Origin of the sequence: Nocardiopsis sp. MT53 (assembly GCF_019598965.1) — a bacterium.
In the GTDB taxonomy this organism is placed as follows: domain Bacteria; phylum Actinomycetota; class Actinomycetes; order Streptosporangiales; family Streptosporangiaceae; genus Nocardiopsis; species Nocardiopsis changdeensis.
The window spans coordinates 3,254,765-3,273,818 of record NZ_CP080599.1 but is presented as its reverse complement, the minus strand read 5'-3'; the positions used below and the strand labels follow the sequence as shown (position 1 = coordinate 3,273,818).

General features: G+C 73.4%; 20 protein-coding genes. 7 read left to right on the top strand and 13 right to left on the bottom strand.

The window, feature by feature from the left end; translation table 11 throughout:
* Positions 1-27 precede the first annotated feature (27 nt).
* The 9 genes from K1J57_RS14640 to K1J57_RS14600 all read right to left on the bottom strand — a co-directional run bounded on the left by K1J57_RS14640 (position 28) and on the right by K1J57_RS14600 (position 7,512).
* A complete protein-coding gene (locus tag K1J57_RS14640) occupies positions 28-267 on the bottom strand; it encodes a hypothetical protein (RefSeq protein WP_220564964.1) in 240 nt (79 codons plus the stop codon).
* A 66-nt stretch (positions 268-333) separates the two neighbouring features.
* Positions 334-1,164, bottom strand: a complete 831-nt coding sequence (locus K1J57_RS14635) for a glycosyltransferase family 2 protein (RefSeq protein WP_220565547.1) — start codon at positions 1,162-1,164, stop codon at positions 334-336.
* Between the two features lie 288 nt (positions 1,165-1,452).
* Positions 1,453-2,223, bottom strand: coding sequence for a CDP-alcohol phosphatidyltransferase family protein (locus K1J57_RS14630; protein WP_220564963.1), 771 nt, complete (start codon positions 2,221-2,223; stop codon positions 1,453-1,455).
* Positions 2,201-3,250, bottom strand: a complete 1,050-nt coding sequence (locus K1J57_RS14625) for an iron-containing alcohol dehydrogenase family protein (RefSeq protein ID WP_220564962.1) — start codon at positions 3,248-3,250, stop codon at positions 2,201-2,203. The genes K1J57_RS14630 and K1J57_RS14625 overlap by 23 nt, the downstream gene beginning before the upstream one ends.
* Before the next feature lie 5 nt (positions 3,251-3,255).
* Positions 3,256-3,987: a sugar phosphate nucleotidyltransferase gene (locus K1J57_RS14620; protein ID WP_220564961.1), complete on the bottom strand. Its 732-nt coding sequence runs from the start codon at positions 3,985-3,987 to the stop codon at positions 3,256-3,258.
* Positions 3,988-4,017: 30 nt separating this feature from the next.
* Complete coding sequence (locus K1J57_RS14615; protein ID WP_220564960.1) at positions 4,018-4,731, bottom strand: DUF5941 domain-containing protein; 714 nt, start codon at positions 4,729-4,731, stop codon at positions 4,018-4,020.
* Positions 4,728-5,555, bottom strand: a complete 828-nt coding sequence (locus K1J57_RS14610; protein WP_220564959.1) for a hypothetical protein — start codon at positions 5,553-5,555, stop codon at positions 4,728-4,730. Before K1J57_RS14610 ends, K1J57_RS14615 begins: the two co-directional genes overlap by 4 nt.
* 230 nt (positions 5,556-5,785) lie before the next feature.
* The gene (locus K1J57_RS14605; protein WP_220564958.1) at positions 5,786-6,664 is read right to left on the bottom strand and encodes an ATP-binding cassette domain-containing protein; all 879 of its coding nucleotides are present in this window, start codon (positions 6,662-6,664) and stop codon (positions 5,786-5,788) included.
* Positions 6,664-7,512 carry an ABC transporter permease gene (locus K1J57_RS14600; protein WP_220564957.1) on the bottom strand — a complete coding sequence of 283 codons (849 nt, stop codon included), beginning with the start codon at positions 7,510-7,512 and terminating at the stop codon, positions 6,664-6,666. The genes K1J57_RS14605 and K1J57_RS14600 overlap by 1 nt, the downstream gene beginning before the upstream one ends.
* Positions 7,513-7,981: 469 nt before the next feature.
* Here K1J57_RS14600 and K1J57_RS14595 point away from each other — a divergent pair, with 469 nt between their 5' ends.
* Complete coding sequence (locus K1J57_RS14595) at positions 7,982-8,764, top strand: 2-C-methyl-D-erythritol 4-phosphate cytidylyltransferase (protein WP_220564956.1); 783 nt, start codon at positions 7,982-7,984, stop codon at positions 8,762-8,764.
* Positions 8,761-9,540, top strand: coding sequence for a glycerophosphodiester phosphodiesterase (locus tag K1J57_RS14590; protein WP_220564955.1), 780 nt, complete (start codon positions 8,761-8,763; stop codon positions 9,538-9,540). The genes K1J57_RS14595 and K1J57_RS14590 overlap by 4 nt, the downstream gene beginning before the upstream one ends.
* A gap of 24 nt (positions 9,541-9,564) precedes the next feature.
* Here the strand turns inward: K1J57_RS14590 and K1J57_RS14585 are convergent, their stop codons facing one another.
* The 3 genes from K1J57_RS14585 to K1J57_RS14575 all read right to left on the bottom strand — a co-directional run bounded on the left by K1J57_RS14585 (position 9,565) and on the right by K1J57_RS14575 (position 11,962).
* Positions 9,565-10,569 carry a DUF4429 domain-containing protein gene (locus K1J57_RS14585; protein WP_220564954.1) on the bottom strand — a complete coding sequence of 335 codons (1,005 nt, stop codon included), beginning with the start codon at positions 10,567-10,569 and terminating at the stop codon, positions 9,565-9,567.
* Between the two features lie 29 nt (positions 10,570-10,598).
* Entirely contained in the window at positions 10,599-11,606 is a 1,008-nt protein-coding gene (locus tag K1J57_RS14580; RefSeq protein ID WP_220564953.1) for a glycosyltransferase family 2 protein, read from the bottom strand.
* A 128-nt stretch (positions 11,607-11,734) separates the two neighbouring features.
* On the bottom strand, positions 11,735-11,962 hold the full coding sequence (locus K1J57_RS14575) for a TM2 domain-containing protein (RefSeq protein WP_220564952.1): 228 nt from the start codon (positions 11,960-11,962) through the stop codon (positions 11,735-11,737).
* Between the two features lie 306 nt (positions 11,963-12,268).
* On the opposite strand from K1J57_RS14575, the gene K1J57_RS14570 reads away from it, so the two are divergent.
* The 4 genes from K1J57_RS14570 (at position 12,269) to K1J57_RS14555 (ending at position 16,898) form a co-directional block, all read left to right on the top strand.
* Positions 12,269-13,783: an LCP family protein gene (locus K1J57_RS14570; protein WP_220564951.1), complete on the top strand. Its 1,515-nt coding sequence runs from the start codon at positions 12,269-12,271 to the stop codon at positions 13,781-13,783.
* A 23-nt stretch (positions 13,784-13,806) separates the two neighbouring features.
* The gene (locus K1J57_RS14565; RefSeq protein WP_220564950.1) at positions 13,807-14,433 is read left to right on the top strand and encodes a YIP1 family protein; all 627 of its coding nucleotides are present in this window, start codon (positions 13,807-13,809) and stop codon (positions 14,431-14,433) included.
* 237 nt (positions 14,434-14,670) lie between these two features.
* The gene (locus K1J57_RS14560) at positions 14,671-16,002 is read left to right on the top strand and encodes a UDP-glucose/GDP-mannose dehydrogenase family protein (RefSeq protein WP_220564949.1); all 1,332 of its coding nucleotides are present in this window, start codon (positions 14,671-14,673) and stop codon (positions 16,000-16,002) included.
* 155 nt (positions 16,003-16,157) lie between these two features.
* Positions 16,158-16,898 carry a TNT domain-containing protein gene (locus tag K1J57_RS14555; RefSeq protein WP_255647060.1) on the top strand — a complete coding sequence of 247 codons (741 nt, stop codon included), beginning with the start codon at positions 16,158-16,160 and terminating at the stop codon, positions 16,896-16,898.
* Here the strand turns inward: K1J57_RS14555 and K1J57_RS14550 are convergent.
* Positions 16,883-18,412, bottom strand: coding sequence for an MFS transporter (locus K1J57_RS14550; protein WP_220564948.1), 1,530 nt, complete (start codon positions 18,410-18,412; stop codon positions 16,883-16,885). The genes K1J57_RS14555 and K1J57_RS14550 overlap by 16 nt on opposite strands.
* 71 nt (positions 18,413-18,483) lie before the next feature.
* Between K1J57_RS14550 and K1J57_RS14545 the strand changes: the two genes are divergently transcribed.
* Positions 18,484-19,053, top strand: coding sequence for a TetR/AcrR family transcriptional regulator (locus K1J57_RS14545; protein WP_220564947.1), 570 nt, complete (start codon positions 18,484-18,486; stop codon positions 19,051-19,053).
* Position 19,054: the final 1 nt, after the last annotated feature.

Here is a 19,054-nt window from a genome sequence, read left to right as displayed (position 1 = left end):
CGCACCGCGAGGGGCCCGTCGTCGTGTTCAGCGCGGTCCGGGGCCGCCCGGCGGCGGCCCCCACCCCTGTCCGGGCGGGCCCTGCGGGTACTGCGGCCCGCCCTGCCCCGGGTGGGGCTGCTGCGGGGCGCCCGGATGGTACTGCCGCGCAGGTGGCGCCTTGGGCCTGGCCGCCCGGACGACGAAGAAGACCAGTCCGCCGACCAGCGCGAGGCCGCCCAGGGCGACCACGGCCAGGATGATGAGTCCGAGCAGGCTGGAACCCACTCTGCCTCCCAGGGGGTACGGCCCCGAGGCTCACGGGGCGGGAACGCCCATCATGGCACGCCCGGCTCAGATGATCGGGGGGCGGCCGGCGCGGGTCATGCGCCAGGCGGTCGACCAGCGGATCGGGGTGCGCGGGCCGGCGTCCTCGCGCCAGCCCTCTCGGAAGCCGGCGAACCAGGCCTTGAGGGAGGCGCGGTCGCGCTCGCGGAGCACGGTCAGGGCCACCCAGGTGCCCAGGTAGGCGAAGGCCAGCGGCCAGGGCAGGTTGCGGCGGGCCAGCCACACCCGGTTGCGGGCGTTGAGCCGGTAGAAGTTCTCGTGCCGGGTCGGGGCGACCGCCGGGTGGTACATGACCGCGTCGGCGTCGTACTCGATGGTGTACCCGGCGTCCATGATCCGCCAGGCGAGGTCGGTCTCCTCGTGGGCGTAGAAGAAGTCGCCCGGCAGGCCGCCGCCCGCCTCGAACGCGGTGCGGCGGACCGCGCTGGCACCGCCCAGGAACGTGGTGACCACGCTGGAGCGGCGGGAGTCGCCCACCCGCAGCCGCGGCACGTGGCGGCGCTGGTCGGGGCCGCCGTCCGGGTCGGCGATGCGGAAGGACAGGGCGCCCAGGGACGGCTCGGCGGCGAACCGCTCGCGCACGTGCCGGGCCAGGTCGGTGGAGCGGTACCAGCCGTCGTCGTCCAGGAAGAGGATCACGTCGCCCTTCGTGGCGCGCACCCCGTGGTTGCGGCCCTCGGGGATGCCCACGTTCTCCGGCAGGCGGACGGTGACCACGCCTTCGGGCAGCTCGGGCAGGTCGGCGCCGTTGCCCACGACGACGACCTCGACGTCGGCGCCCTCCTGCTCGAACACGCTGGTGATGGCGCGGCGCAGCTCGGCCGGGCGGTTGCCCATGGTGAGCAGAACGCAGGAGAGGGTGGGCTTGCTGGCACCGGACACCTGGGGACGGCTCCGTTCGGCTCTGGGCCCTGGGGAGACCTCCGTCACGGACCCCTCGGTCCGGGGCGGAATCACGGGTGTGGTCATGTTCGGGACCGTATCTGTGGACGACAGGCTTCTTGCAGGTTGACGAAGACCGACATTCGCAGGAACAGGCTAACGAAAGAATAAAAGGCCGGTGTACGGGGCCGCGGGCGGGGTATGGGCCGCGGCCCCGTATGTGACGCGAACGTCACCGACGCGTTATTCGAGGCGGCGCGAGGCCACCACGCTCACGAAGTGCGCGACGCTCATCAGCGCCGCCACCGCCGCGCAGGCGGCGACGAGGACCCGGGTGGCGAGCAGGTCGCCCAGGAACAGGTCCACCACCGCGGCCACCACGACGATCAGGGACAGCTCGACGGCCTGGATCAGCCGGTGCACCTTGAGGGCGGAGGCCAGCCGCCGGGCCAGGCTCAGCCCGGACGAGCGCGGGCGCATCGCCTCGTCGGTCACCTTCTCGGGCAGCCCCGCCTTGGCGCGGGCCACCACGACGTTGTCGGTCTCGGCCTTGATGAGGGCCACGCCGATCGCGCCGACCATGCCCAGGATCACCCAGCCGCCCGGCTCCAGCCCGCCCTGGGCGCGCACGCCCAGGCCGATGAGCAGGGCGATCTCGGCCACGTAGTGCCCGATCCGGTCCAGGTAGATTCCGGTGACGCTGGTGCGGCCGGTGTACCGGGCGACCTCGCCGTCGGAGCAGTCCAGCAGCAGGTAGACCTGGATCAGCAGGGCGGCCGCCAGGGCCGACCACAGCCCGCCGAAGGCGACCACCACGCCGGCCAGGACGCCGAACGCCATCATCAGGTAGGTGATGGGGTTCGGCGGCACGCCCAGCCGGACGAAGAAGGTGCTGACGTAGGGCGAGAGGTCCCTCATGTAGAGGCGGCCCGCCCAGTGCTCCTCGTTCGTGCGCTCCTTGATCCCCGCGGGCTGGCCGCCCGCGCGGACCTCAGCGACCGACGGTCTTGACATAGTCCGCGACGCTCCGTCCGATCTCGCTCTCGGACAGGCCGAGGTGCTCCAGGATGGTGAACCGGCCGGGACGGGTGTCCGGCGCGTGCACCACGGCCCGCGCGAACGCCTCATCGTCCAGGCCGACGTCGGAGGGCACCACGGGCAGCCCGTGGCGGACCAGGCAGTCCCGGATCTCGCCCATCCGCGCCTCGGACCAGCCCAGGTGGCGGACCCGCAGGAAGGACGCGTACAGCGCGCCCAGGCCGGCGAGCTCGCCGTGGTTGCCCTTGCCCGGGTGGAGCTGGGTGACGGCGTGCAGGATCTCGTGGCAGGCGCCGCTGGCGGGCCGGCTGGACCCGGCGACCGACATGGCCATCCCGGACAGGACCAGGCCCTCGGCCAGGACCGTGAGGAAGGCGTCGGACTCGATCGAGTCGGGCCGGTGCAGGACCGCCTCGGCCGCGACCCGGGCGAAGGTGACGGCCATGCCGTCGACCGGCTCGCCGTTGATCCGCCCGGACAGCTCCCAGTCCTCGATGGCCGAGATGTTGCTGACCACGTCGCCGATGCCCGAGCGCACCAGGTGGGAGGGCGCGGCCCGGACGTAGTCCACGTCGATGACCACGGCGATGGGCATGGTGACCCCGATGGAGGGCTTGCCGCCCTCGTGCTCCAGGGAGCTGACCGGGGAGGCGATGCCGTCGTGCGCCAGGTTGGTGGCGACCGCCACCATCGGGATGCCGGCCATGGTGGCGGCGAACTTGGTGACGTCGATGGTCTTGCCGCCGCCGATCCCGGCGACCGCCTCGTAGGCGCCCGAGCGGAGCTTCCTGCCCAGCTCGTTGGCGGCGTCGACGGTGCCCTCCTCGACCCGGAACACCTCGCAGTGCGGCAGGTCGAGGTCGGCGGCGATCTGCTCGCCCTGGCCGGGGCCGACCGCGACGGCGATCCGGCCCTCGGTGGCGATGCGCCGGTCGGCGAGCACCGAGCCGAGCGAGGCGATGGCCCCGCGCCGGACGTCGATGGCCACCGGCGAGGGCAGCATTCGGGCTAGTAGCGGCACGCGATCTCCCGAGCCTTGGCCAGGTCGTCGTGGTTGTCGACCTCGACCCACTCCACCTGACCGATGGGGGCGACCGAGACCTTCTCGCCGCGGCGGACGAGCTCCTGGTAGCCGTCCTCGTAGTAGAGCTGCGGGTCCCGCTCCCAGGTGGCCTTGAGGGCGTCGGCGAGGCGGGCGTCCAGGGAGCCCTCGAAGAGGGTGGCGCCGATGTACTCGCCGGCGGCGGTGGCCGGGTCCATGAGCTTGGTGATGGTGGCGAGGTGGCCGTCGTCGTCGAGGGTCACCTTCATCTCCTCGTCGGCGAGGCTTTTCACGTTGTCCACCGCGAGGAGGAGTTCCGGACCCCTGGCGGCGAGTAGCGTTTCCTCGACGCTCACCGGGTGCACGGTGTCGCCGTTGACGAGGAGGACGCCCTCGGAGAAGAACTCGCGCGCGGTCCACAGGGAGTAGGCGTTGTTCCACTCCTCGGCCTTGTCGTTGTAGCTGAGGGTGAGCTTCACGCCGTGGCGCTCCTCGAGCGCCTCCTTGCGGGCCTCCACGGCCTCGGCGCGGTAGCCCACGACGACGACCACGTCGGTCAGGCCGGCCGCGGCCAGGTTGCGCAGCGAGATGTCCATGATGGTCGTCTCACCGTCGACGGGCACCAGGGCCTTGGGCAGCGTGTCGGTGTAGGGGCGCAGACGCCGCCCCGCGCCTGCGGCGAGAACCATTCCGAGCATGCGGGCGTGTTCCTCCTTAGCGGGGAGGTCCTACGCCTCCCCGAACGTTTCGGCGACCGGTGCAGGGTCGCCCTCCTGGCCGTACCCGGGCCGGGGGTGTCCGGGCCCGGCGCCGTCCTCGGGGACGGTGCCGGCCGGGAGCACGTCGGCCACCGGCGTGGCGCTCCAGGTGCGCACCGCCTCGGTGACGAGCAGCACCGCCAGGTATCCGGCGAGTATGCCGTAGACCGGAACGGGCACGTGCAGCGCGCTCCCCGCGGCGACGACGAGCATGCGCCCGTCCCAGCCGAGGGCGGCCGCGCGCGTCCGCGGCGACCTCGCCACACCGACCGGGGGGCGGACGGCGTCGTCGCGGTGGTGACAGGCGACCGTCATCAAGAGTACGAACACCAGGGGACCGGGTACACCGGACGCGAGCCCCACGACCATCAGGTACGCGTACTCCATGACGCGCAGAACGGGCGGAACGAGTCGGTCGAACCGTCCGTCGTGGGGGTGGCCCGAGGCCGTTCCGGACAGTAGCAGGGCAGCGACCGGTGCGAACAGGGTAATGCCTGCCGGAAGCCCGCGGTCCGCCGCCAGGAGGACGAGGACGACCATCGCGGCCGCCGCCGCGGTCGGGAGCGGCGGAACCAGGCCCGGGGCGACGCGCCCCGCCAGACGGCAGAAGTGACCGTCATCACGGAGCGCGCGTAGGTCCGGGACGGTCCCGGCGGTGCGCGCGGCCCCCTGCGCCCCGTTCACCGCCGCCCCCCGTGGGCCGCCGCGGGGTCGACGAGCGCCGTGGTGATGGCGATGGCGCAGCCGACGATGAGGGTGACGAAGGAGATCCGCGGGTCCCACAGCGTGGCCGTGACGGCGATCGCCAGGAAGCGGACCGGCTGGGGGAAGGCGAGCAGCCGCCGGGCGAGGTCGGCGGCGGGCGCCCGCCGCCGCGCCCCCTGCCCCGCTGACGCGGCGGGGCGGGGCCGCGGGGCGTCCCCGGGGGCCGCCCCGGCCGCGGGCCGGGGGCCCGGCCGTGCGGTCCGGTGGCCGGACGGCACGGCGGCCCCGTCCCGGTCGTGGCCCCCGGTGGCCGGGCGCGGGACGAGTCCGGCCGCCGCGGGCGCCACCGCCGCCTCCCCGGCCGCCTTCCCCGCGCCCCGGCCGCGCCGGGACGGCACCGGGGGCGCGGGCGGCGCCTCCCGGGCCACCAGGAGCGCGTCGCGCAGCGCCAGGGCCACCAGGGCCCCGGCGGCCCACCCCCAGGCCCCGCCGGCCCCGGCCAGCACCGCGCCCACGGCCAGGCCCAGGTAGACGATGTACTCGCGCAGCTGGGAGAGCATGGCGGACAGCCACAGGGTGAGGGCGTCGTAGCGCCCGGCGCGCATGCGCTCGCGGACGGAGTCGCAGAACAGCACCGCCACCAGGAAGGCCGATCCGGCCAGCCCGCCGACGGTGTCCGGGCGGGTGAACCAGACGGCGGCGCCGACGGAGACCATCACGGCGATCCGGCTCATCCCCGCCCGGGTGACGTGCCTGCGTTCGAGGAGGCGCGCGGTCGAGCGCGCCACGGTGCCGTTGGCCATGGGCGTGTCCCTCTCGAGTTCTCGGTGAGAGCAACCGTCACCCACGCTCTGTGGTCAATCAATCACTGACACGCCACAGGTGTCCGTTTGGCCTGTTCAGAGCGGCGTGGCGCCATTTCGGTCGGGTCAGATGACAAAGTGCGCACCGCCGGAATCCTCCGGCAGTGCGCACCGTGTGTCCTCTGCGGGCCCTGAGAGCCCCCTGGGGCGCCCTCGGGGCGCGGCGGGGGTCAGGCGGCCTGGCCGCCGTCCTTGTCGCCGCCGGCCTTCTTCTCGGCCTCCTCCGCGCGCTTCTTCTTGGCCTCCTCGGCCTGCTTGCGCTTGGCGATCTCGGCCTTGGTGTCCTCGTTGTAGGCGGCCAGCGCGGCGTCGATGTCGGTGTCCAGCGCCAGCGCCCCGCCCTTGATGTACAGGCCGCGGTTGCAGAACCGGCGCAGGTCGCCCTCGTTGTGGGAGACCAGCACCATGGTCCGGTGGTTGGCCAGCATCCGCTCGATGGCCTCGTAGCACTTGCGCTTGAAGGCCTTGTCGCCCACCGCCAGCACCTCGTCGACCAGCATGATCGGGTGCTCCAGCTGGGAGATCAGGGCGAAGCCCAGCCGCACCTTCATGCCGCTGGAGTAGTGGCGCACCGGGGTGTCCACGAACTTCTGCTTGATCTCGGCGAAGTCGATGATCTCCTCGAAGCGCTCGTCGATCTGCTTCTCGGTCATCCCGTGCAGCGAGCCCACCAGGTACACGTTCTCGCGGCCGGTGAGGTTGTCGTTGAAGCCCGCGCGCAGCTCCAGCAGCGGCGCGACCTTGCCCCGCACGTGCACCTCGCCCTCGTCGGGGATGAGCACCCCGGCGATCATCTTGAGCAGGGTGGACTTGCCGGTGCCGTTCTTGCCGACGATGCCGACGCAGTCGCCGCGGGCGACCTCGAAGGACACGTCGCGCAGCGGCCAGAACTCGTCCCCCTCGGCGTTGGGGTCGCGCTTGGTGCCGTGGATGAACATCTCGCGCAGGCTGCGCTTGCGACGGCGGTTGACCGCGAACTTGACACCGAGGCCCTTGGCCTCGATGACCGGGCCGCTCGCCAGGTCGGTGCCGTAGTCGGTCTGGGCCATCACAACTCCTTCAGGACGGACATCTCCAGGCGGCGGAACGTCCAGTATCCGATGACCAGCATCAGCAGCGAACCGACGACCGCAGAGGTGATCGCGATCGGCCCCGGGGTCAGCTCCTCGAACCCGGCGAACCACACCGCGCGGTGCATTTCGAAGATACCCAGCAGCGGGTTCAACTGGTAGGCGACCTTGAGCCACTCCGGCACCCGGGCCGACTCCAGGACCATGGACGCCGGGTACAGGATCGCCGATCCGTAGAACAGGATGCGGGAGGCGATGCGCACGAGTCGCTCGACGTCGCGCACCAGCACGTTGATCGAGGACAGCAGCAGGGTCAGGCCCAGGCCGATGGTGAACTGGAGCAGGATGGCCAGCGGCAGCCAGACCAGCACGCCCTCCCAGGAGGGGCGGCCGCCCAGGAAGATCACGAAGAGGATCAGCACCGGCCAGGTGAGCAGGTACTCGATGAACTTGGTGCCCACCGTGGCCGTGGGGAAGATCTCCCGGGGCACCTTCATCGTGGTGATCAGCTTGGAGTGCGTGATCATCGCGCGCGGGGCCTCGCTGAGGATCGCGCCGAAGGTGTTCCACGGCAGGATCCCGGCCACCAGGAAGAGCAGGAAACCGCCGTACTCCATCGCGTTCGCGGGCATGCCGCGGTCGGCCCCCAGGATGACCCCGAAGACGAAGAAGTAGACCAGGGTCAGAGCCAGCGGCTCCAACATCGTCCAGGCGTATCCGAGAATCGACTGCTGGTACTTGACCTTCAGGTCGCGTCGGACCAGGAGGCCGACGACCTTCCGGTGCTCCCAGACGGCCAGCGCCCTTGACGCCACCGCCACCTCCAAGGATCGAAAGAATTGCCGTCCGGTCCACGCTCGCGCCACCGGACAGGTGGGTTCTCGTGCCTGCGCGCACCGGTCGACACGCGCGGTCCACGGCCCCGGTCGGACGACGACCGGGGAAACGGGGGGACGTGTCCGGGCGACCGGGGGATTGTCACGGACCGCGCCCGGCTCGACGACCGCTGTGGGTCGCGGTCGGACCGGGCACATTGAACAGGCGTGCATAGATTACCGCTGCGACGGACGGGGCGCGCCCACCAACCTGCCGCACATCCGTGTCCGGACCGTGACCATGCGTGCCCGGGGCCGGTCGACTAGCCTCGGCTCGTAGGGAACGGAAACACGCGCGCAACATCCGGGCCGCCGCGGCCGCGGGTGTCCCCGCCGGGAGCCGGAACCGTCGCGTCCGCGCCGCGTCACCCTCCGTTCCGCGTACGGGCCCCGCCGGTTCGCCGCCGTCGGGGAGACCGCCATGAGGAGGAGATCGGTGGACGAGGTGGACGGCGCCGGGCGCCCGCGGGTGATCGCGGCGGTCCTGGCCGGCGGGGTCGGGGCGCGCATGGGCGCGGACACCCCCAAGCAGTTCCTGCCGCTGGCCGGCCGGACGATCCTGGAACACGCCGTGTCCGCGTTCGAGGAGTGCCCCGACGTGGACGAGATCATCGTGCTCATGGTGGACGAGTACGTTCCCCGGGCGGAGAAGCTGCTGGCCGACGCCGGGTTCGCCAAGCTGTCCCGGGTACTGCCGGGCGGCGCGACCCGCACCGACACCTCCGTGGCGGCCCTGGCCGCGGTGTCCGGCGCCGCCGACGACGACCTCGTGCTGCTGCACGACGCCGCCCGGCCGCTGGTCTCCCCCGCGACCGTCTCCGCCTGCGTGGCCGCTCTGGCCCGGGCGGACGCCGTGGGCGTGGCGGTGCCCAGCGCGGACACGGTGGTGCGCGTGGTCGAGGGCCCCGGCGGCGAGGCGGTCGCCGAGGTCCCCGCGCGCTCCTCGCTGCGCCGCATGCAGACCCCGCAGGGCTTCCGGCTGGGGACGGTGCGCCGCGCCTACGCCCTGGCGACCGCCGACCCCGGCCTGGTCGCCACCGACGACTGCGGGGTCGTGCTCCGCTACCTGCCCGAGAAGGAGGTCCGGATCGTGCCGGGCGAAGAGACGAACATCAAGGTGACCAACCCCGGCGACGTGGAGGTGGCCGAAGCGCTGCTGCGCCGGTCCCGGGGGGACGCCCCCCTGCGCGAGGCGGCGCCGTGAGCGGGGTCTTCGGCGGGACGACGGAGGTCATCGGCCACCGCGGCGTGGGCCGCGGAGTGGTCGACCAGGCCCGCGAGAACACACCGGAGTCCTTCAGCGCCGCGGTCGCGGCCGGGGCCGACTGGATCGAGATCGACGTGCGGCGCACCGCCGACGACGAGCTGGTGCTCTACCACAACGCGGCGCTGGACGACGGGCGCGCGGTGGTGGACCTGACCGCGGCCGAGTGCGCCCGGGCCGGGCTGGTGGGCCTGGAGGAGGGCCTGGCCGCCATCCCCCCGCAGGTGGGCCTGGACGTGGACGTCAAGACGGTGATGGAGGACGCCGTGGACGCCCCCGCCCGCAGGACCGCCTCGCTGCTGATGCCGTACCTGCGGCGGGAGGCCGAGCGCCGCCGGGTGTTCGTGTGCTCGTTCGACCCCGGTGTGCTGCTGGCCGTCCACGAGGGCGCCCCGGAGGTGCCCACGGCGTGGATGCCGTTCGTGCGCAACCCGCTGGACCAGGCGGTCGCGGGCGCGGTGGGGCTGGGCTGCCCGATCGTGGCCGTGGACGTGCGGTCGTTCGGCCTCACCGACGACGGCCCGCTGCCCGGTCGGCGTTCGGTGGAGTACACCGTGGACCTGGCCCACCAGGCGGGCCTGGAGGTGGCCTCCTGGTGCCCGGCCCCGGAGGACGCGGCGATGTTCGCGGCCGCCGGGATGGACGCGGTGGTGGTGGACGACGTGCCCGGCGCGGTGGCCGCGCTGCGCGAGGCGGAGCTCAACGGCGCGGCCTGAGGCGCCGGCCGGGGCCGGCCGGGGTCAGATCCGGTCGAGGAGCTCGGCCTTCTTGGCGGCGAACTCCTCGTCGGTGAGCAGTCCCTTGGCGTGCAGCTCCCCCAGCCGCTCGATCTGGGCGAAGATCCACGCGGTGTCGGGGCCGCGCTCCCCCTCGGCCCCGTCCGGGGCCTCCTCCGCCCGCGCGTCCGGGTCCGGGTCCGGCTGAGCGTCCCGGCCGGTGTCGGCGCCGAGGAGCGCGGGCGCCCCGGTCAGCGCGCGGACGGTGCCGCGGGCGATCTCCCGCCAGCGGCCGCCGGGGCCCGCCGGGGCCGGGCCGCCCCGGGCCCACACGTGCGCGGTGACCGTGGCGGCCATGAGGAACACCTTGTAGATCTCGCCGCCGTCGTCGGCCGAGCGCAGCATGCCGAGGTCGTGTTTGGGCCGGCCGTCCCGTGTCGGCTCGCCTGCGGGGACCACGCGCAGGAAGCCCCACCCCCAGCCGTCCGGCGGCCCCCAGTCCACGCTGGAGATCTCCGACAGGTCGTACTCGCGGCGGCCCGCGCGGCGCTTGGCCGCGCTCGCGTAGTCGCCGGACCACACCAGGCGCAGGGTGGAGCCGTCCAGGGTGGCGGTGCCCTCCCGCGTCTTGATGTGCAGGGGGACGGCGGGGACCAGCCGGGTCACGGTCTCCGGGGCCGGGTCGCCCTCGGTCTGCTCGGCGGCGAACCGGATCTGGTCGGCGAGGTACTCGGCGACCAGCTCGGTCTTGGCGGGACCGGTGAGCCGGAAGGGCTGGAGGTCGTCCCGGAGCATGGCGCCGACGGCGGCGTAGGGGTCCATGCGCTCGCGCAGCGAGAGCCGGAGCAGCCACCCCTTGCGGCGGCCGCCGCCCGGCGTGAACTCGACCCCGGCGATCGCCCCCACCGGGACGCTCAGGCGGCCGAGCTCCTTCAGGAGCGCGCTGCCGGTCCAGGACTTCTTGTAGACGATGTCGACGGTCTCCCCGTCGAAGCCCCAATCCGCTTGGTCTCCGCGCAATTCGTCCATGGGGACATCATGCCGGAACCGGGCCCGGTTCAGGAGGCCTGGGCGCCCCGGGAGGCCCGTGCGGTACGGGAGTCCGAGCCCAGACCGGGTGGGCTGGTGATGAAGCCCGCGCCCCACGACATGTGCATGGTGGCCAGGGCGACCGGGATGAGCGGCAGCGAGGCGGCGGGCAGGCCGCGACCCAGCGGCAGCGACGCGGCGACCACGAGGGCCAGGTAGGCGGCGGGCACCAGCCACAGCGGCCACCACAGGAGGCCGCCGAGCAGGCCCAGGACCACCCCGGCCAGGGCGACGGGCGGCGCCAGGTAGCGCAGGTTGATGGTGCCCCTGTGCTGGCGGGCCACCACGCGCCGCCAGCGGCCGTAGTGGAAGTACTGCTTGGCCAGCAGCCTGACGTTGCGCCGCGGGCGGTAGGAGACGCGCATGCGCGGCTGGAACCACACCACGCCGCCGCTCTCGCGGATGCGGTGGTTCATCTCCCAGTCCTGGGCGCGCAGGAAGGCCTCGTCGTAGCCGCCCACGCGCTCCAGCGCCGAGCGCCGGAAGACGCCCAGGTAGACCGTGTCGGCCGGGCCGCCCTCGCCGCCGGTGTGGAAGCGGGCGTTGCCCACGCCGACCTTGGAGGTCATGGCGGCGGCGACCGCCTTCTCCCAGGGGGTGGTGCCCTCGGCGGCCATGATGCCGCCGACGTTGTCGGCCCCGGTCTCCTCCAGGGTCTCCACGGCCACGCGGAGGTAGTCGGAGGGCATCATCGCGTGGCCGTCGATGCGGGCCACGATGTCGTGGGAGGAGGCGCCGATGGCGGCGTTCAGGCCCGAGGGGGTCCTGCCGGTGGGGTTGTCCACCACCTTGACCCGGGGGTCGGCGGCGGCCAGGCCGTCGGCGACCTCGCGGGTGCGGTCCTCGGAGGGCCCCACGCCGAGCACGACCTCCAGCTCGCCCGGGTACTCCTGGGCGAGGACGTGCTCCACCGCGGCGGCGAGGTGGCGCTCTTCGTTGAGGACGGGCATGACGACGGAGACCGGCGGCCAGGACACGGGCACTTCCCAAGATCGAGACGTGTCGGACTGCGCGGCGGATGCGTGGGGGCATCGACGCCCGCGCGCGTCCAAGGTACTGCACCGCGGGCGGCGGCCGCGCCGGTCTCCCGGCGCGGCCGGCGGGGTCAGGCCTGGTTCTTGATCGGGAGGCCGTCGGAGTCCTGGAACCTGCCGAGCAGCACCATGATGAAGTCGATGAGGGCCCACACGCCCACGCCGCCGCAGGTGACGAGCATCAGGACGCCCGTGCCGATCTTGCCCGCGTAGAAGCGGTGGACGCCGAGGTAGCCCAGGAAGAAGGACAGCAGAACGGTGACGAGCCAGTTCTTGGGGGAGACAGGGGGATGCGTCATCGGTTTCTCCGGAATATCAGGGGGAACGGCGGACATGAAGGCGTCCGTGTCCGGGAAGGGAACCGGTGGCGGGGAGTCCCGCGCCGTGCGGGGCGGCGCCGGGTACCGGTCAGATCGGCGACAAAGTACCACAGAGCCGGGTCTTCGACCTGCAGTGGAGACCCCGCCCCTTTTCTCCCCCATCCCGACGGGGACGCCCCAAGCCGAGAACAACACGCCGAGGATCGACATCTCACACGATGCGGGGGATCGGGTGACAACCTAAGGGTTGAGGACACCGTTGACCGGGGCGGGACGGGGAAACCGATGAACGACGACAACGGGGGACGGAATCGACCGGGCGACGGCGAGTTCCGCCGTGAGCGGTCCCGGCCGATCCCGCCCGGCGACCGGCGCTCCTCCCGGTCCGGCCGGATCACCGTGCCCTCCCCCGCCGTCCGCCGCCGCCGCGCGGGCCTGGTCGTGATGTCGGTCCTGTCCGTGCTGGTCCTGCTCGCCTCGGGGACCTCCTGGGCGATCACCGGGTGGATGTCGGGCACCCTCAACCGCTTCGACGTCTTCGGCGGCCTGGCCGACGGGGACCGCCCCGAGGAGACCGGCGGGCTGACGTTCCTGGTCATCGGCTCCGACAGCCGCGAGACCCTGGCCGAGGAGGACCGCAGCGCGCTGAGCGTGGGCTCCACGCCCGGGCGCCGCTCCGACACGATGATGCTGGTCCGGCTCAACCACGAGCGCGACCGGATCACCGTCGTCGGCATCCCCCGCGACCTGTGGGTGGACATCCCCGGCGAGGGCGAGGACAAGATCAACGCCGCCTACGCCTACGGCGGCCCGCAGCTGGCCGTGCGCACCGTGGAATCGGTCACGGACGTGCGCGTCGACCACTACGTGGAGGTCGACTTCTCGGGGTTCGTCGGCGTGGTCGACGCGCTGGGCGGCATCGAGGTGTGCCTGCCCGAGGCGATCGACGACCCCAAGGCCCACCTGGACATGGCGGCGGGCACCCACCGGGTGGACGGCACCGAGGCCCTGGCCTTCGCCCGCACCCGGGCCACCCCGCGCGGCGACCTGGACCGCATCGACCGGCAGCAGCAGGTGCTGGCGGCCATGCTGGACCAGGCGCTGAGCAGCGAGACCCTGTCCGACCCCGGCAAGCTCACCGCGTTCCTGGACAGCGCCCTGTCGTCGGTGACCGTCGACGAGGGGCTGGACACCTCCACCATCAACGAGCTCGCCTACCAGATGCGCGACCTGGACATGGCGGCGGTGACCTTCGCGCAGGTGCCCATCGCCGACATGGACTTCTGGACCCCGCGCGGCGACGTCGCCCTGCTGTGGGACGAGCCCGCCGCCCGCGACCTGTTCGCCGACATCAACGCCGACCGCCCGATCACCGGGCCCTCCGACGAGCCCTCCGCACCGGAGGAGGAAGCGGCGGAGCCCGTCCCGGCCGACATCCGGGTGCGGGTGTTCAACGGCACCGGCACCCCCGGGCTGGGCGCCTCCCTGGACGGCTCCCTGGCCGGCGCCGGGTTCCAGGTGCCCGACCCCGCCTCCGACTGGAGCAGCCGGGACGTGCCCGCCACCCAGGTCCGGCACGGCGCCGGCGACGCCGCGGCCGCCGAGTACGTGGCCGGGACGATCCCGGGCGCCGAGGTGGTGGAGGACACCACCCTGGACGGCGAGATCCAGATCGTGATCGGCTTCAACTACACGACGTTCAACGCTCCGGAGGTCGAGGCCCCCGAGCCGGAGGAGTCCCCCTCGGCCGGGGACGCCCCGCTGACCACCTCGACCGCCCGGGACAACATCTGCGGGTGATCCCCGCGAAGGAAGGTGCTCCCGTGCTCCGCCACCTGCTCGGCCTGCTGGTCGGCATCGCCCTGGCCCCCCTGCTGTGGATCGCCGTGTCCTGGTCGGCGGGCGAACTCCCGGGGCTCCTGGAGGGCGGTGTGTCGGTCGCCGCGGTCGCGGCCGCGGTGCTGCTGGTCCTCGTCGGCTTCGCCTGCGCGTACCTGGCCGCGGCCCGGGTCTCGCCGCTCACCGCCGGGGCCGCCGGGCTGCCGCTGGCCGCACTGGCGCTGTGGCCCGCGGTGCACCCGGCGTCGCTCGCGTCGGCGCTGTCCTGGCTCAATCCGGAGAGCTTCGTGTACCCGGGCGGGCCCGGGGTGTCCGTGGCGCTGCCGCTGGGCGCGCTGCTGCTGTTCTCGGCCGCCCTGCCGGGCCGCTGGCGCTCCCCCGCGGAGGCCGGGCCCGCCATGATGGCCGCCCCCTGGGAGCGCGTGCACGGGCCCCGGGAGGAGCTGCCGGAACCGCCGGTCGGCGACACCGTGCCCGAGGTCCCCGGCCGCCGGACCGCGACCGAGGTCTGGGAGCCGCGGGAGGGCGATCCGGCCAGGACGACCACGCCGTTCTCCCGGGGCGAGGGCGGGTGGACACCGCTGGACGGGGAGTCCGGGCGCCGGGATTGAGGCGCTCCGGGGCCCTGTGTCCGGTACCGGGTGCGCACCGGTAACCTGAGCGCCTGATGTGTTCACGCCCTGTTCGGGTACGGGCCATGTCCCGGAGCGTAGGGTGAGGCTCCGCGTGCGGGTCTCCCCCGACGCCGACTCATGTCCGTCTTTCCGCCCTCCCCCGGGTGCTCACCGCCACGAGCGGGAACAACCATGGGATACGGGCGCGGACGAAAGCGAGGAAGGACTCAACCAGTGATCGAAGCGGACCGTATGCGCGTCTCCGTCATCGGTACCGGTTACCTGGGCGCCACCACAGCGGCCTGCCTGGCCGAACTGGGGTTCGAGGTGCTGGGCCTGGACGTCGACGAGGCCAAGATCGAGATGCTCCGCTCCGGTCGTGTGCCCTTCTTCGAGCCCGGGCTGGAGGACCTGGTGGTCTCGGGTCTGGAGTCCGGGAGACTGCGCTTCACGACCTCGTTCGCCGAGGTCGCCGAGTTCGCGGACCTGCACCTGATCTGCGTGGGCACACCGCAGAAGGACGAGTCGGGCGCCGCGGACCTGAGCTACGTGAACTCCGCCGTGGACCGGCTGGCGCCGCACCTGAGCCGCCCCGCCGTGGTGGTGGGCCGCTCGACGGTGCCGGTGGGCACGGCCGCGACCCTGGCCGCCCGGCTGGCCGCGCTGGCGCCCGCGGGCGAGGAGGCCGAGCTGGGCTGGAGCCCGGAGTTCCTGCGCGAGGGCTTCGGTGTGGAGGACACCCTGAGGCCCGACCGGATCGTGCTGGGCACCGACTCGCCGCGGGTCGAGAAGGCCGTGCGGGCGCTGTGGCACAAGCAGATCGACGGCGGCGTCCCGTTCCTGGTGACCGACCTCCAGACCGCCGAGCTGGTCAAGGTGGCGGCCAACGCCTTCCTGGCGACCAAGATCTCTTTCATCAACGCGATGGCGGAGGTGTCGGAGGTGGCCGGGGCCGACGTCATCCAGTTGGCGCAGGCGCTGTCCTACGACGACCGCATCGGCGGCAAGTTCCTGGGCCCGGGCCTGGGCTTCGGCGGCGGCTGCCTGCCCAAGGACATCCGCGCGTTCATGGCCCGCGCCGACGAGCTGGGCGTGGAGCCCGCGCTGTCGTTCCTGCGCGAGGTGGACGCCATCAACCAGCGGCGCCGGGCGCGCACCATCGACATCGCCCGCCAGCTCATCGGCGGCGGTTTCGCGGGCAGCCGCGTGGCGGTGCTGGGGGCGGCCTTCAAGCCCAACTCCGACGACATCCGCGACTCGCCCGCCCTGGACGTGGCCGCCACCATCGCCTCGCTGGGCGCGCAGGTGACGGTGTACGACCCGGCGGCGCTGGAGCGGGCCCGCGCGGCGCACCCGGAGCTGAACTACGCCGACTCCATGCGCGGGGCGGTCACCGACGCCGACGTGGTGCTGCTGCTCACCGAGTGGGCGGAGTTCCGCGAGGCCGACCCGGACGAGCTGGGCCGCCTGGTGGCGCGCAAGCGGATCGTGGACGGGCGCAACGCCCTGGACCCGACCTTCTGGCGGGCCTCGGGCTGGACCTACCGGGCGCTGGGCCGCCAGTAGCCCCCTCCTTCTCCACACGGTGACGGCCGGGACCCCGCGGGGTCCCGGCCGTCACCGTTCCCGGTCCCGCCACGGATGCGACCCGGATACGACCCGGGCATGCTTGACTACTCTCCGTATGCATTCCATGGCGTTCGGCCGCGTGCCGTGCGTCGGTGACGAACGGAGTCCGACCGGTGAACTTCCGCCTGGCCGCGGGGGCGGCAGCCCTGGCCCTGCTCGCGGGGGCCGCCCCCGCCCACGCAGCCCCCTCGCCCTCCTCCGGGGCCCCGGCCCTCCCCGCCGACTGCCCGGTGCTCGACCCGCCGCCCACCGCCGATGACCTGGAGAGGTACCTGTGCGGGGACCGCCGCCTAGGGCCGGCCGAGCTGCCCGACCAGGGACCGGTCGCGGAGCTGCTGGAGGACTACGACCGGCTGGGAGGGCTGTCCCCGGCCGGGTTCATCGACCGGTGGTGGGGGCCCGACGGCTGGGAGTACCCGGACCACATGGGCTTCGAGGTGGTGGACGGCGAGCCGGTCACCGACATCACCGTCCTTCCCGAGGGCTGGATGCTGGACCGGTTCGGGTCCGCCCGGGGCACGTTCCTGGCGCCGGCGGGCGCCCCGTACGCGCAGCGGGCGCTGCCGCCGGACTCGCTGAACACCTGGCCGGACGGCCCCGAGAACAACTACACCTGCTTCGAGGTGTCGGCGGAGCTGACCGTGCTGACCGGCCCGATCGCCCCGCACTTCGAGCAGCCGGGCGGCGGCGAGCAGGTGCTGGTCCCGGCCGGGGAGCTGCCCGAGCCGGTCGAGGGCGAGTACGCCCGCGTGAACGAGCTCCTCGACCTGGGCTACCTGGAGAGCCGCCCGGTCGAGGAGTGCGCGGCGTTCACCGGCTACACGGTCTCCTGAGCCCGCTCCCCCGGGGCCGGCTCCCCGGTGCCCGGGGGGAGGCGGCGCAGGGCCACGGCCACCACCGCGGAGACGGCGGCCAGGACCGCGGCGCCGGTGAGGGCCGCCGTGGTGAACCCCGAGGTCTGCGCGGCGAAGGCGAGCTCCAGCAGGGCCCCGGGGTCGGGCGCCGCGGGGGCCCCGGCCACCGCTCCGGCGACGGTCTCGGCGGCCGGGCCGGTGGCTCCCCCGGCCAGCATGGCGTCGCGGTAGACGCCCGCGGCCGCCGTGCCCAGGACGGCGATGCCAAGGGCCGCACCGAACTCGGTGCTCGTCTCGGAGATTCCGGCCGCCGCCCCCGCGCGCTCGGGCGGGGCGGAGGCCAGCACGAGCGTGTTGGCCAGGGTGGCGACCACGCCGACGCCGAGGGTGATCACGGTGTATCCCGCGATGAGCACCCACAGGGAGGTGTCCGCCTCCAGGCTCGCGACGGTGCCGAAGCCGGCGGCGCCCGTCGCCAGGCCGCCGGCCATCAGGAACCCGGGGCGGACCCGGTGGGCGAGGGTCCCGGCCAGGACCGCCCCCAGCAGGGTGCCGACGAAGACGGGCAGTGAGGACAGCGCGGCGACGAGGGGGCTCAGCCCGTGGACCGTCTGGAGGAAGGTGAAGGTGAGCGCGCCCATCCCGGCGGCGGCGAAGGAGACCGCGGTGTTGCCGCCGACGGCCGCGGCGAACGTCGGGCGGGCGAACAGGCCCACGTCGATGAGCGGGTGGGCGGAGCGGCGCTGGCGGACGACGAACAGCACCAGGAACAGGGCGCCCGCCGCCAGGGAGGCGGCTGCGTAGGGGTCGGCCCCGTGTTCGGCGAACCGTTTGACCGCGTTGACCAGGCCCAGCACCGCGACCAGCGAGGTGGCCGCGCCGAGGAGGTCGAATCCGCCGGGGCGGGGGTCGCGCGACTCCGGGATCAGGAACGGGGCGCCGGCCAGCAGCAGCGCCATGAACGGCAGGTTGACCAGGAACACCGAGTTCCACGGGAGGAACTCCAGCAGCGCCCCGCCGAGGATGGGTCCCAGGACACTGCCCCCGGTGAAGGCGACGGTCCAGGCGCCGACCGCGGTGGCCCGCTGCCGGGGGTCGGCGAACAGGGAGCGGATGAGGGACAGCGTGGAGGGGGCGAGGGTGGCGCCGGCGGCGCCGAGCAGGACCCGGCCCGCGATGAACCAGCCGGCGCTGTCGGCCAGGGCGAGCAGCGCGGAGGCCGCGCCGAAGAGCGCGGCGCCGGCGAGCAGGAGCCGGCGGCGGCCGATCCGGTCGCCGAGGGAGCCCATGGCGACCAGGAGGCCGGCGAGGACGAAGCCGTAGACGTCCAGCATCCACAGCCACTGGGTGGCCGTGGGGGCCAGGTCCTCGGCGATGGCGGGCGCGGCCACGAAGAGGATCGACAGGTCCATGGACACGAGCAGGGCCGGGATGAGCAGGAAGACCAGCCCGGCCAGGGCGCGCGCGGCGCGGGGAGGGTGTTCGGTCGTCATGGCTTTGATCGTACGTACGTCAAAATCTCGCGTCAATATGTACGTACGTCTAAAAATGCTAGGCTGCACCCATGAGTCAACGTGAGGACCTGCTCGCCGGAGCGCGGCGCTGCCTGGTCGAGAAGGGCTATGCCAAGACCACGGCGCGCGACATCGCGGCCGCCTCGGGCGCGCACCTGGCCTCGATCGGCTACCACTTCGGCTCCAAGGACGCGCTGATGAACGCCGCGGTCCTGGAGGCCAGCGGCGAGTGGGGCGACGTCTTCACGCGGGCGGTCCGCGCCTCCCGGGCCGAGGCCCCCGAGGACCGGATGCGGGTCCTGCTCACCTCGCTGCTGGAGACCCTCCCCGAGCAGCGCGACCTGCTGGTCTCCAGCGTCCAGGCCTTCGGCCAAGCCCAGTTCGACGAGTCCATGCGGGCCGCCCTGGCCGCCGGGATCGACGAGGGCCGCCGGGAGCTGGCCGCGCTCGTCCTGGACCTCCCCGCGGACGGGATCGACCCGGCCGTCGTCGCCGGGGTGGGCTCCGTCCTCTACAACCTCGTGGCCGGCTACGTGCTCCAGTACCTGGTGGCCCCCGACTCCCTGCCCACCGCCGAACAGGCGCTGGCCGGGCTGCGCGCCCTCACCGCGCCCTCCTGAG

Coding starts and splice junctions, on each gene's coding strand:
- K1J57_RS14635 (WP_220565547.1), bottom strand. CDS start 1,164: ATGGGCAACCGCCCGGCCGAGCTGCGCCGCGCCATCACCAGCGTGTTC.
- K1J57_RS14630 (WP_220564963.1), bottom strand. CDS start 2,223: ATGTCAAGACCGTCGGTCGCTGAGGTCCGCGCGGGCGGCCAGCCCGCG.
- K1J57_RS14625 (WP_220564962.1), bottom strand. CDS start 3,250: ATGCTGCCCTCGCCGGTGGCCATCGACGTCCGGCGCGGGGCCATCGCC.
- K1J57_RS14620 (WP_220564961.1), bottom strand. CDS start 3,987: ATGCTCGGAATGGTTCTCGCCGCAGGCGCGGGGCGGCGTCTGCGCCCC.
- K1J57_RS14610 (WP_220564959.1), bottom strand. CDS start 5,555: ATGGCCAACGGCACCGTGGCGCGCTCGACCGCGCGCCTCCTCGAACGC.
- K1J57_RS14605 (WP_220564958.1), bottom strand. CDS start 6,664: ATGGCCCAGACCGACTACGGCACCGACCTGGCGAGCGGCCCGGTCATC.
- K1J57_RS14595 (WP_220564956.1), top strand. CDS start 7,982: ATGAGGAGGAGATCGGTGGACGAGGTGGACGGCGCCGGGCGCCCGCGG.
- K1J57_RS14585 (WP_220564954.1), bottom strand. CDS start 10,569: ATGGACGAATTGCGCGGAGACCAAGCGGATTGGGGCTTCGACGGGGAG.
- K1J57_RS14575 (WP_220564952.1), bottom strand. CDS start 11,962: ATGACGCATCCCCCTGTCTCCCCCAAGAACTGGCTCGTCACCGTTCTG.
- K1J57_RS14570 (WP_220564951.1), top strand. CDS start 12,269: ATGAACGACGACAACGGGGGACGGAATCGACCGGGCGACGGCGAGTTC.
- K1J57_RS14550 (WP_220564948.1), bottom strand. CDS start 18,412: ATGACGACCGAACACCCTCCCCGCGCCGCGCGCGCCCTGGCCGGGCTG.
- K1J57_RS14545 (WP_220564947.1), top strand. CDS start 18,484: ATGAGTCAACGTGAGGACCTGCTCGCCGGAGCGCGGCGCTGCCTGGTC.